We start from the raw sequence: 11915 nt of genomic DNA, 5'->3' as shown, positions 1-11915 counted from the left end.
CAACCGAGCATGGCGGAAAAGATTTGAATCGTCCGTCATGCGTTCTTTTTTTTGATACACTGAAAACAAAGAAAAGGAGCTGTTTTCAGATGTTGACCCATTATCGTGATTATGAGAGTTTCAAACAGGTGGCGATTCCGTTGCTTGAACGACGACCCGATGTCCATCAGTTACCGCTCGGGATACTCGAACGGGGTGATGTTCCGATTTTAATGGCGATTGCAGAAGAAGGGGACCGGACGATTGTCGTGCTGCAAACGATTGAAGAACAGGCCATCTTAGCAGGTGATGTCTTTACATACGAAGGAATCCGAAAATTATCGCGGATTTTGAACTGTCCCGGATATGTCGGAGAGCAGGCGATCATCGAGCCGTTGCTTGCTTCGCACAGTCCGTTTCAAATTAAGATGGATCAAGGGATTTATACATTGACGACGGTCATTCCTCCTGTGACGCTTGACTACGAATTCCGATTGATCGAGGAACGGTTTGCACCACAGGCTGTTGCGTTCGGTTGGTCGTTCATACAGGAGACCGGTGCCCTGCCGGCGACGGAACGCAGTCGTTTGAAGAATGAGCAAACGATACGTAAACACATTGAAGCCGAAACATTATTTGGTTTGTTTGACGGGGAACAGTTATTGGCAATGGCTTCATCGAGTCGGCCAACTGCTTCCGGTGTGACGATTTCCTATGTCTTCACCCCACCAAAATGGCGAAAACAAGGGATTGCGTCTTATCTCGTGGCCTGTCTGTCCGAACATCTGTTACAACAGTATCCGATGGTATCGCTCTACACGGACTGGTCCAATAAAACATCAAACAAAATCTATCAGGCAGTCGGATTTGAACTCGCCGGACGTTCCATGCAAATCACGAAACGTCCGAAATACCAATGACCGGCTGACGACATACAAACAAAAAGCAGAGATACTCTCCTTGAATGAAGGAAAATATCTCTGCTTTTTGTATACAGATTTTAGAATGTTGCGATGAGCTTTCCGCGGACATGTCGTTCAGACAGCCGCTGTAAGCCTTTGACAAGATCTGCCGCCGGAATCTCTTCCGTAACGAGCGGGTCCAGTTCTTTTGCAGCAACCAGTTTCAAAAGCTCATCTGCCATATGACCGAGATTCCGGATGGCCCGGTCGTCTTCGCTTGCATAAGCAGCAGCGAGTGCGACTTCATGGATGGATGGTGAGAGCGTAAACGGTTTAACGACCGATTGATCGGGACCGCCGGCGATGAAAGCCAGTTGTCCGGAAAAAGCGAGTCGTCCAAGATCAGCGGTCGCTTCATCTCGACCTACTGTATTGAAAATCAGATCCGCACCACGACCGTTCGTCCAGTCGCGGATGACTTCCGTCACATTTTCTGTTTTATAGTCGATGGCAAGATCAGCACCAAGCTTCTTGACCCAGTCATGATTCTCTGTCGAGGCCGTCGTCGCGACGGCAAGTCCGAGTCGTTTCGCGAGCTGAATCCCGATTCCGCCGACACCACCGGCTCCGGCATGAATCAGGATGGTCTCTTTACCTGTCGTGTTCATCTTTTGAATGATGGCTTCATAGGCTGTCATACCGGCGCAGAGAATGGCAGCTGCCTCCGAAAAGCTGACAGCATCCGGAATTTTCGCCAACGCACGGGCATCGACGACGGCATATTCCGCAAATGCCCCGTTTTTTTGAAGATTCGTATGAACGGCGATACGTTCTCCGACTTTGATACCCGTTACATTCGGTCCTGTTTGTTCGACGATACCGGTTAAATCGACACCCGGCACATGCGGATACGTCCAGGCCGGATTTTTGATTGCTTTGTAATCGACGGGGTTCAAGGCAACTGACTTGACGCGGATCAACGCCTGACCTGCACCGGGCGTCGGCGTTTCGATCTCCTCGAACGTCCATTGATCAATTGCTTCACCTGTGTGGTTTAACCATGCTTTCATCATTAATACGCTCCTTCCGAATACGTCAGTTCATATGAGTGGGAATACAGTTCGACCAGGTTACCGAACGGGTCTTCGCAATAGACCATCCGGTAAGGTTTTTCACCCGGATAATATTCGCGAATCGGCATCCGTTGTTTACCACCATGGGCAACAATTTTTTCGACCATGCCCTCGATATCCGGATCCTGAATGGCGTAATGAAAAATGCCGGTCTTCTAGAATTCGAAATTGTTGTCTGGTTGTTCATTGTTCGGGAATTCAAATAACTCGATTCCGACCCGGTCGCCGGTCGCCATATGAGCAATCCGGAATTTTCCCCAGCCGGCGCCAAAGACATCCGTACACATGACCCCGATCGGTGAGTCATCCTCGACGACGTCCGACGGTTCCATGATGATATACCAGCCCATCACCTCCGAGTAAAATGAGATAGCTTGTTCTAGATTCGGAACAGACAGTCCGATGTGTGAGAAATTACGTGGGTACGTCATAACATCCAACTCCTTTGCTTTTTGATTTACGATTACGATAACTTACGATACACTCGACTGCATAGTACGCACTTTGAAGTAACTACCTGAAGGAGAGACAAAAGCAATGACGACAGAACAGTTCCCAGTCAATCGGGCGCTCGCCATCATCGGCGGAAAATGGCGTCCACAGTTATATTGCACGTTAGAAGATGGTCCGAAACGTTTTTTAGAACTGCAACGCGCAATTCCCGGTATTTCACGGAAAGTGTTGACCGATCAATTGAAAGAACTTGAACGGCTCGGAATGGTCGAACGGATCGAATTCGACGAAGCTGTCTTACATGTCGAGTACCGGTTGACAGATGCCGCTTATACGCTGCAACCTGCGATAAAAGGTTTATGCGCCTGGGGAGAAGGGAACTAAATTCTTTGTTGATACCACTAATCTCAGGAGGTCCTTTTAGATGAAACTGACTTATCACGGGCAGTCTACTGTCACGATCGAAACGAACGGGCACCACATCGTCATTGATCCGTTTTTCAGCGGCAACGATCAGGCGATGACAAAACCGGAAGACGTCAAAGCAGACTTTATCCTGTTAACGCATGCGCATGCCGATCATATGCTGGATGCCGAAGACATCGCCAAAGCGACAGGCGCGACGATTGTCGCGACACATGAACTGGCGACGTACCTGAGCTTTAAAGGATTGAATGTTCATCCGATGAATCTCGGCGGACAGTTTGAGTTTCCGTTCGGAAAAGTCAAAATGACGCAGGCGTTCCATTCTTCAAGCATCATCGATGAAGAAAAACAGACGATCACGTACATGGGAATGCCGGCCGGCTTCTTATTGACGATTGAAGATAAAGTCATCTATCATGCGGGAGATACGGCACTGTTTGGTGATATGGCGCTCTACGGTGCACATTACGACATCGATCTTGCGTTCCTGCCGATCGGTGATAACTATACGATGGGTCCGGATGATGCCTTGGTGGCAGCAGACATGTTACAGGCGAAAACGGTTGTGCCGGTCCATTACGACACGTTTGATCTCATCAAGCAGGATGCCGCGGCTTTCTGTGCGAATTTGGAAGCGCAAGGCCAAACCGGTCAAGCCTTGAAAATCGATGAGTCAATCGAACTGTAATTAACAGTGCAAACCAGTCAGACCGGTTTGCACTGTTAAAAACGAATCATTCTTCCGGAAGCTTGGAAAGAATGATTCGTTTTTTGTCATGCTCCATCTTCCGCCCGATGGTATTATGTGAACAATTTCGTATGATAAAGAAGGAATGTTGACAGACGAATCATAAATTCGGAATAATGGGAGAGAATTGGATGGAGGTAGACCAATGGAGGAGAACACAAGCAGAACAGAACGAAAGCGGAAACAATCATCGTTTACGCGACTAAAAGACAAACGGCGGAAAATGACGGCTTCATTCGACCGGATCGGTGCCCGTAAACCGATTCGCCGCCCGCTCATCGTCTACGGTTCGGTTATCTTAAGTCTGATGATTTTATATACGGTGACCTTATTTTTGACGACGGATTCCTTATCAAGGGGAGAAGCGTTTAAAACAACAAACCGGTATAAAACGCTTCAGATCGACGCACCGAACGGTACAATCAACTTTGTCCGGAGTACGGACGGAAACGTTCAATTGAAATTGGTTGATAGTGCGTCAAGTCAAAAACGATTAAAGATCGGGACGTCAGGAAATACATTGACAGTGACAGGGCGAGACGGATTTGCCGCACGACTCGGGAACCGTCCGAGTGAGAAGCCGGGTGATTTTTCGATTCAAGTCGGATTACCGAACTACATGAATCGAATCGATGTTGACGCTCGGTCCATTAAAGGAATGGGTGTGTATGCGAAATCAATCCGGATGTCGGCTGAGATGATGGATATAAACAAAATGGATGCCGACGATATCGTCCTGACAGCTCAAGGTAACGTCAAAGCAACGAACATGAATGCCGTCCATGCGGAAGTAACTGCAGAATCGGTTAACTTATCCGAATACGGTGCCAAACTGGATTTATCCGTCTCGACGATTGACGGCCCGGTTCGATTGAAACCAACAAAAGCGGCCGGTACGATTGCTGTAACGACGGAAGGTGACATCAAAGCGTCAGACCGGTATACGAAACGAAAAGACGACGATACCGCTTTATTTGAGTTGTCGAAACAAGAAAAACCGGAAGTGACTGTCGAAAGTGAAGTCGGGCAGGTGACGCTCGAGTGAAATTCCAATTTCGGATTGGTCTCCGGACAATCAAGACCGGAATCGCTGTAGCGATTGCCCTCAGTTTTTCTTGGTATGTCTTCGGAATTTATTCCGGTATGGGAGCGGTTGCCGCAATCGTCGCCATGCAACCGACGATTCACCGGTCGTTTAAAATCGTCTTCAACCGGATTTTAGGGACGATTCTCGGTTTAGTCTGTGGACTCGCGGTCGTCGCGACCCTCGGAGCGAATCCGTTGACGATCGGGTTGGCCGTCATCGTGTCGCTTGTCTTCAACTCGATGATTGGACGGACCGACATGTCGACGTTTGCCGCTTTTGCCATCGTGCTGATGTTTGAAAGTCCGACCGCTGACTATGTCCATTATGCATTGACGCGTTCCTTATTGACGGTCGTCGGTGTCTTATCCGCAGTCGCCGTCAACTACATCGTGTTTCCTCCTCACTATGAAGACCGTTTACTGTTATTCGTCAAAAAGACGACCAAACAATTGATGGAGGACTGGCGCAGTCTGGTCAAAGACGATGCAAAATTACTGACAGTCCGCAAACAGGTTTTAAAGCATGAGGAAATGATTATCATGCTGCAGGAGGATCAGAAATATCCGCTTGTCGCCAGCGGTCAGAGTAAAGCATTCATTCAATTGAAGCAGCTGGTTAATCTGGAGGACAAACTTCTGTTACTGCTTGAAAGTATCGCCAGTCATCGCGACTTGCCGATGTCAGACGAGCAGGAGAAGATACTCGGACAAGAAATCGATTTTCTGCTCAGCCATCATTATGATGTGATTTTTTCACACGACCGGGATCAGCCGATGTTCAGCTTTGACCAGGAAGTCAGTGAAGTGGACGATATCATCAACGGTCATTTGCTCGATTACCGAGAACAGCTGGAAAAAATGAAATAAAAAAACGTCGTCCTCGTGAATCTTTATCAATTGAAAAAGAGCGAAGACGACGTTTTTTTTTAAGGTGTCCGCAATGACTGGACAAGATCGGCATCTGGAGTGACGTAAAGTGTCGTTTGATCCGTATAGATGACGAATCCCGGTTTGGCACCACTCGGTTTTTTGACGTAACGGAGTTCTGTGAAATCGACCGGCACCTGGCTCGATTCCCGGGCCTTGGAATAATAGGCGGCGACCACCGCGGCTTCTTTTAATGTGGTCTCATCCGGCTGGTCACTGCGGATGATGACATGTGAACCGGGGATATCTTTTGTATGCAACCATGTCTCGGACCGGCGTCCGAATTTAAACGTCGCATAATCATTTTGTTTGTTGTTTTTGCCGACAAAAAATGGAATCCCGGTCGAAGATTGGTAGGCCTCAAGTTTAGGGATAAGAGGTTTCTTTTTCTTTTTGCTGCGTTCCCGGACGTATCCTTCTTCGACGAGCTCTTCCCGCATCTCTCGAATATCCTCCGGAGAAGCGACATCGAGTTGTGCCAGTAGCGACTCAAAATAATTGATTTCGAGCTGGTTTTTCTCGAGCTGCTTCGCGACTTCGATTTTAGCAGTCTTCAGTTTGTTGTAACGTTTGTAGTACCGCTGGGCATTTTCGTTCGGTGAAAAGCGGGGATCAAGGGAAATCGTAATTTCCTTCCCGTCTTCGTCATAATAATCGACGACCGTCGCCTCTTTCATACCGCGTTCGAGCTGATACAGGTAGGTCGTTAATAATTCGCCTTTGTGTTTCAATTCGTCCATCTTTTCGGTAGCAGCCAGGTCACGTTCGAGTTTCGTACGTTTCAGAATATTTTTATCATATTCGCTTTTGATGAAACGCTCCAAGTCAGCCGCCTGTTGTTTGACGCGATCCCGATTTGATTTCTGGTGGAAAAACGCATCGAGGACGTCTCCGCTTGTCGCAAAGGTCTTTTCTTCAACGATTTCCCCGTAGTGCAACGCGACAGGGGAGAAACGTTCCTTCCCGTTTGCGAGACGTTGGAAATAATAAGGACCTGTCAGTTCATCCAGAACGGAATGAATGGCCTCTGCAAGTGATGTCCGGTTCGAAAGACCGGCCCGCGACACGATTTCAGCAGTGATTTGCGGTGAAAAACCACTGAACAAACCTAATAACTGACGGTCGATCTTTCCGGCGTTCCAATCAATCCGGTGTAACGTCTGTTCGATGTCACCGGTCAGAGGATCGACTTTATCTTGTTCCGGCGGCAAGTGATACTGCAGACCCGGCATGATGGTCCGGAATGTATTCTGGCTGAGCGGAAGATGTTTGATCGCATCCAAGATTTTATCCTGTCCATCTGTCAGGAGGATGTTGGAATGGCGGCCCATCAGTTCGATGTACAGTTTTTTCGCTTCTTCATCCCCGAGTTCATTTCGTGAGCGGACACGCATTAAGATGACCCGGTCACGTCCGAGCTGCTCGATTGATTCGATGAAGCCGCCTTCGAGATGCTTTCGGAGCATCATACAAAACATCGGCGGTTCGCTTGGATTGCTCGTCGACTCCGATGTCAGATGAAGCCGCGCGTACATCGCATTGGCCGATGCGAGCAACATCACGTTTTTTCGTTCTGCCCGGACACTGAAAATTAAATCGAGTGCATACGGTTGGTGTATTTTATTAATCCGTGCCCCAACGAGCGGTTGGAGTTCCTGGACGACACGTGTTGTCATTAGTCCGTCAAAAGCCATGATATTACCTTCTTTCCTGATTTCGTTTCCACTTTCTAAAGGTAACAGAAAGTGCCCGGTTATGGTATGATTAAGCAGTCGAGCTGAAAAAGACCACTTGCGAACTTCCTGTCTCTACTGCTAATATGAAACAATGTGAAGTTTGTTAGATGGAGGGGTTCTGAAGTGATTTTTAAAGAGCGTGGCTTATTACTCGTATTGTCTGGTCCGAGTGGTGTTGGTAAAGGAACGGTTTGCCGTGCCTTGCGCGAAGATGAAGACAATAATTTGCACTATTCTGTGTCATGTACGACACGTAAACCGCGTGAGGGAGAAGTGGACGGTGTCCATTATTTCTTCAAGACACGTGAAGAATTCGAAAGTATGATTGCGAACAACCAATTGCTCGAGCATGCGGAATTTGTCGGTAACTATTATGGTACACCCGTCGAATGGGTCAACAAAATCTTAGATGAAGGAAAAGATGTCATCTTGGAAATTGAAGTACAGGGTGCGATGCAGGTGAAGGAACATTTTCCGGAAGCTGTTTTTCTGTTTTTGGCTCCGCCAAGTTTACAGGAACTTCGCAACCGTCTTGTCGGGCGTGGAACAGAATCAGAAGAGGTCATCAAACAACGTCTTCTTGTCGCGAAAGAAGAGATTGAAATGATGGATGCTTATGATTACGTCGTCACGAATGACGAGATCCACAAAGCATGTGACAGAATTCAAGCAATCGTCACTGCAGAACATTGTAGCCGGGAACGCGTTGCGTCCTTGTATAAAAAAGCCATGGAGGTCAAATAACATGTTATATCCATCAGTAGACAAGCTTCAAAAGACGGTCCCTTCGAAATACACAATCGTGACGGTTGCAGCAAAACGTGCACGTCAAATCCAAGACGGGAAACGCGTGAAAGTAGCGAACCCGAAATCATACAAACCAGTCGGAAAAGCGCTCGAAGAACTCTTTTCTGGTGAAGTCGTGGTTACGAACCAACCGCAAGACTAATTTTGAAGCAGCCACTCCTCATTGTGGCTGTTTTTTTCAATAAGGAGGAATTCATCATGCTAACGAATCGTAACATTTTATTATGTGTCGGAGGAGGAATCGCCTCGTACAAAGCGGCGGCTTTGGCATCGAAACTCGTTCAGGCCGGAGCGAACGTTCAAGTCGCGATGACGAAGAATGCCCAACAATTCGTCGGGAAAACGACGTTTGCCGCGCTGACGCGGAAACCGGTCTATGATGATGTCTTCATTGAGCATGATGCATCCAAGATTGCCCACATCGATTTAGCAGATGAAGCTGATTTGATTGTCGTGGCTCCTGCGACGGCGAATCTGATTGCGAAACTTGCGCACGGAATCGCCGATGATTTTATTACGACGACGATTTTAGCAGCGACGTGTCCGGTCGTTGTTGCTCCGGCGATGAACGTCAATATGCTCGAACATCCGGCGACGGTGCGAAATATGGAACGGCTGATGGCAGACGGAGTCCACTTGATCGCACCCGGAGTCGGTAACTTGGCATGTGGCTGGATCGGAAAGGGACGGTTGCCTGAACCGGAAGAGTTGGTCGAAACGTTATCCGGCTTGTTCCAACCGAAACCGCTCGCGAATCGCCATGTCCTGATCAGTGCCGGTCCGACCGTCGAACGGATTGATCCGGTTCGTTATTTGACGAACGATTCGTCCGGTAAAATGGGCATTGCACTTGCAGAAGCGGCCCGGGATGCCGGAGCAACCGTCACGCTTGTTCATGGTCCGGTTCGAGAAGCCTTGCCGACCGGTATAACGACGAAGGCTGTCGAGTCCGGTGACGAGATGCTTGAAGCGATGTTAACTGACTATGACAAACAGGATCTGGTCATCATGGCAGCGGCGGTGGCAGATTATCGTCCGACCGTCCGGTATGACCGCAAACAAAAGAAAATTGACGGACCGTTACGGATTGAACTGGAAGAGACGACAGATATCTTACGTACGCTTGGTGAGCGGAAGACAAACCAGATTTTAGTAGGGTTTGCAGCCGAAACTGAAAATCTGGAAACACATGCGCAGCAAAAACTGATTCGAAAACAGGCGGATTTCATCGTCGCAAATGATGTCTCCCGTACAGACATCGGTTTTTCAAGTGATGAGAATCAAGTCACGGTTTACGGGAACAATCATCCGGCCGTTCATTATGATCAACAAGCGAAGACCCGGTTGGCAGCCGCATTGATTGAACAGTTCACGGAGGCATTACGATGATTGCCGAAGTCATCGTCGATGTCGCTGCGGCGACGGTCGACCGGCCCTTTGATTATGAAGTACCGGATTTATGGCGTGATCTCGTTGTTCCCGGTATGCGTGTCGAAGTGCCGTTCGGTCCACGGGCGTTGCTTGGAATCGTCGTTGCCGTGAAGGACGAGACCGACCTCGCGCGGATCAAACCGATTGTACGCGTTCTCGATGAGACACCGACGTACACGGAAGAATTGCTTCAACTGTCGAGTTACCTGTCTGAGACGACTCTTTGCTATCAGGCAACGGCACTACTTGCGATGTTGCCCGCTGCTTTGAAAGTCAGTTATGATAAACTGATTTTGGCGGAAAATCCGCGGTTGATTCACTGGAATCAGAAGAAAATCAGCCAGTTTCCGAGTGAGGTCCAACAACAGATATTGGTGGCTGCCCAAAATGGGGATATCCGATTGCAACCGATCGTCAAAGAAAAGAAGACGTCCAAAACCGACAAGCGGATCTGTCTGCTCGATTCGACGATTGAATTATCGAAACAAGCGACAAAACAGATTCTGTTCCGTGATTATCTGATGGCACGTCCGGAAGTGTTATGGAGTGAAGTGATGCATGAACTGGATTTGACTGTCAGCATCCTTAACAGTTTAGAGAAAAAAGGTGTCATTACGGTCGAGACGATTGATGTAAATCGCAATCCGTACGAACATCTCGTCCAAGATATCTTTGTTCCGTCCATCCTGACGACACATCAGCAGGATGCGGTCGATGCGATCACGGCATCGGAAGAGACGAGTACGTTTTTACTCCACGGGGTGACCGGCAGCGGGAAAACGGAAGTCTATCTGGAATCGATTCATACAATGCTTCAGCGGGGGCGCCAAGCGATTTTGCTCGTACCGGAAATCAGTTTGACGCCGATGATGGTCAAACGTTTTAAACGCCGGTTCGGGGATCGAGTGGCTGTGCTGCACAGCGGTCTGTCGTTAGGTGAAAAATACGATGAATGGCGGAAAATTTCCCACGGAGAAGTTGATGTCGTGGTCGGGGCACGTTCTGCGATTTTTGCACCGTTGACGAATATCGGTGTCATCATTTTGGATGAAGAACATGAAACGACGTATAAACAGGAAGAAAATCCGCGGTATCATACCCGGGATGTGGCCACGTGGCGAGCGGCATATCACAAATGTCCCGTCGTCCTTGGAAGTGCGACGCCGATTCTAGAGACGTATGCACGCTCTCAGAAAGGGGTCTATCGTTACCTCCCTCTAACAGAACGATTCGGAGGCGAACTTCCACCGGTCGAGATCATCGATATGCGAAAAGAACTAGAACGCGGCAATCGAACGCCGTTCAGCCTCGCGCTCGTCGAAGGAATCAAACAGCGCATCGAGCGGGGCGAACAGACGGTCTTGCTCCTCAATCGACGGGGATACACGACATTCGTGCTATGCCGGGATTGTGGAGAAACGCTTCAATGTCCTCATTGCGCTGTCAATCTGACGTATCATCAACACCAGGATTGCTTGAAATGTCACTATTGTGGATTTGAAGCAGCAATGCCGAAAACCTGTCCATCCTGTGAATCAAAGAAAATACGTCAATTCGGTACCGGGACACAAAAAATCGAAGAAGAACTGGCACATTTAATTCCGGAAGCGAAAATCATTCGGATGGATCAAGACACGACGTCACGCAAAGGGGCGCATGAAAAATTGCTAAATGCGTTTGAGCGCGGCGAAGGAAACATCCTGCTCGGAACACAAATGATTGCCAAAGGACTTGATTTCCCGAATGTGACACTGGTCGGTGTCATTGCGGCGGATGCCACACTCGGAATTCCCGATTTTCGGGCGAGTGAACGAACGTTTCAGTTGATCACACAGGTTTCAGGGCGGGCCGGTCGGGGAGCACTTGCCGGGCAATCGATCATTCAGACGTATAACCCGGATCATTATGTCATCCAGACGGCAAAACGGCACGACTATGAAGCGTTTTATAAGCGGGAGATGCAGTTGCGCAAGTTAGGCGGTCATCCGCCCTTCTGGTTTTTAGGATTGATCACGATTTCAGCGGCTCATCCGCTCGAAGCCCAAGCGGAAGCAGAAGCGATTGCCGGACAACTCCGGCATTTGGAATCAGACGACTTGGTTGTCAACGGTCCGCTCGAAGCGCCGCTCGCACGGTTGAAAAACATGTATCGCCAACAGGTGATTTTAAAACATAAAGGTCAAGAAGAAGTGCGGGAGGCACTCCGTGCGATGCTTGCGTTACGCATCAAACAAAAAGTCCAAGTAACAGTGGATTTAAATCCATTTGTATTCATGTGAGGTGGCAA

The 11915-nt window shown here is 48.6% G+C and carries 11 protein-coding genes and 1 pseudogene; 9 read left to right on the top strand and 3 right to left on the bottom strand.

Features of this window, described 5'->3' with window-relative positions; all coding sequences use genetic code 11:
• Positions 1–89: 89 nt before the first annotated feature.
• Positions 90–899: a GNAT family N-acetyltransferase gene (locus tag ABIC15_RS01030; RefSeq protein WP_012370808.1), complete on the top strand. Its 810-nt coding sequence runs from the start codon at positions 90–92 to the stop codon at positions 897–899.
• Positions 900–979: 80 nt separating this feature from the next.
• On the opposite strand, the gene ABIC15_RS01025 is transcribed toward ABIC15_RS01030, so the two are convergent.
• Both ABIC15_RS01025 and ABIC15_RS01020 read right to left on the bottom strand, forming a co-directional pair.
• On the bottom strand, positions 980–1951 hold the full coding sequence (locus ABIC15_RS01025) for a zinc-binding dehydrogenase (protein ID WP_354019524.1): 972 nt from the start codon (positions 1949–1951) through the stop codon (positions 980–982).
• Positions 1952–1953: 2 nt separating this feature from the next.
• Positions 1954–2445 (bottom strand): annotated as a pseudogene (locus tag ABIC15_RS01020) (lactoylglutathione lyase family protein).
• 106 nt (positions 2446–2551) lie between these two features.
• Here ABIC15_RS01020 and ABIC15_RS01015 point away from each other — a divergent pair.
• The 4 genes from ABIC15_RS01015 (at position 2552) to ABIC15_RS01000 (ending at position 5594) form a co-directional block, all read left to right on the top strand.
• Positions 2552–2851, top strand: coding sequence for a winged helix-turn-helix transcriptional regulator (locus tag ABIC15_RS01015; protein WP_012370805.1), 300 nt, complete (start codon positions 2552–2554; stop codon positions 2849–2851).
• A gap of 40 nt (positions 2852–2891) precedes the next feature.
• Positions 2892–3581, top strand: coding sequence for a metal-dependent hydrolase (locus ABIC15_RS01010; protein WP_318928183.1), 690 nt, complete (start codon positions 2892–2894; stop codon positions 3579–3581).
• Positions 3582–3786: 205 nt separating this feature from the next.
• Positions 3787–4686, top strand: coding sequence for a DUF4097 family beta strand repeat-containing protein (locus ABIC15_RS01005; protein ID WP_214763827.1), 900 nt, complete (start codon positions 3787–3789; stop codon positions 4684–4686).
• Positions 4683–5594 carry an FUSC family protein gene (locus ABIC15_RS01000; protein ID WP_354019523.1) on the top strand — a complete coding sequence of 304 codons (912 nt, stop codon included), beginning with the start codon at positions 4683–4685 and terminating at the stop codon, positions 5592–5594. The genes ABIC15_RS01005 and ABIC15_RS01000 overlap by 4 nt, the downstream gene beginning before the upstream one ends.
• Before the next feature lie 59 nt (positions 5595–5653).
• Here ABIC15_RS01000 and ABIC15_RS00995 read toward each other — a convergent pair whose 3' ends face one another.
• Complete coding sequence (locus ABIC15_RS00995; RefSeq protein ID WP_012370801.1) at positions 5654–7348, bottom strand: Rqc2 family fibronectin-binding protein; 1695 nt, start codon at positions 7346–7348, stop codon at positions 5654–5656.
• Between the two features lie 168 nt (positions 7349–7516).
• Between ABIC15_RS00995 and gmk the strand changes: the two genes are divergently transcribed.
• The 4 genes from gmk to priA are packed head-to-tail and all read left to right on the top strand — an operon-like array spanning position 7517 to position 11907.
• Positions 7517–8134, top strand: a complete 618-nt coding sequence (gene gmk / locus ABIC15_RS00990) for a guanylate kinase (protein WP_234944616.1) — start codon at positions 7517–7519, stop codon at positions 8132–8134.
• A 1-nt stretch (position 8135) separates the two neighbouring features.
• Positions 8136–8339, top strand: coding sequence for a DNA-directed RNA polymerase subunit omega (gene rpoZ, locus ABIC15_RS00985; protein WP_012370799.1), 204 nt, complete (start codon positions 8136–8138; stop codon positions 8337–8339).
• A 56-nt stretch (positions 8340–8395) separates the two neighbouring features.
• Positions 8396–9586 (top strand): bifunctional phosphopantothenoylcysteine decarboxylase/phosphopantothenate--cysteine ligase CoaBC, encoded by a 1191-nt coding sequence (coaBC, locus tag ABIC15_RS00980; RefSeq protein WP_354019522.1) that lies wholly within the window; start codon positions 8396–8398, stop codon positions 9584–9586.
• Positions 9583–11907: a primosomal protein N' gene (gene priA, locus ABIC15_RS00975; RefSeq protein ID WP_354019521.1), complete on the top strand. Its 2325-nt coding sequence runs from the start codon at positions 9583–9585 to the stop codon at positions 11905–11907. Before coaBC ends, priA begins: the two co-directional genes overlap by 4 nt.
• Positions 11908–11915 lie beyond the last annotated feature (8 nt).

Origin of the sequence: Exiguobacterium sp. PvP048 (genome assembly GCF_040549175.1) — a bacterium.
Lineage (GTDB): Bacteria > Bacillota > Bacilli > Exiguobacteriales > Exiguobacteriaceae > Exiguobacterium_A > Exiguobacterium_A artemiae.
Note: the sequence above shows the minus strand (reverse complement) of the source record. Positions and strands in the feature narration are given on the sequence as shown.

What these genes read in the sequence shown, in the direction of transcription:
- coaBC (WP_354019522.1), top strand. Translation starts at nt 8,396, where the DNA reads ATGCTAACGAATCGTAACATTTTATTATGTGTCGGAGGAGGAATCGCC.
- ABIC15_RS01030 (WP_012370808.1), top strand. Translation starts at nt 90, where the DNA reads ATGTTGACCCATTATCGTGATTATGAGAGTTTCAAACAGGTGGCGATT.
- rpoZ (WP_012370799.1), top strand. Translation starts at nt 8,136, where the DNA reads ATGTTATATCCATCAGTAGACAAGCTTCAAAAGACGGTCCCTTCGAAA.
- ABIC15_RS01025 (WP_354019524.1), bottom strand. Translation starts at nt 1,951, where the DNA reads ATGAAAGCATGGTTAAACCACACAGGTGAAGCAATTGATCAATGGACG.
- ABIC15_RS01005 (WP_214763827.1), top strand. Translation starts at nt 3,787, where the DNA reads ATGGAGGAGAACACAAGCAGAACAGAACGAAAGCGGAAACAATCATCG.
- priA (WP_354019521.1), top strand. Translation starts at nt 9,583, where the DNA reads ATGATTGCCGAAGTCATCGTCGATGTCGCTGCGGCGACGGTCGACCGG.
- ABIC15_RS01015 (WP_012370805.1), top strand. Translation starts at nt 2,552, where the DNA reads ATGACGACAGAACAGTTCCCAGTCAATCGGGCGCTCGCCATCATCGGC.
- ABIC15_RS01010 (WP_318928183.1), top strand. Translation starts at nt 2,892, where the DNA reads ATGAAACTGACTTATCACGGGCAGTCTACTGTCACGATCGAAACGAAC.
- ABIC15_RS00995 (WP_012370801.1), bottom strand. Translation starts at nt 7,348, where the DNA reads ATGGCTTTTGACGGACTAATGACAACACGTGTCGTCCAGGAACTCCAA.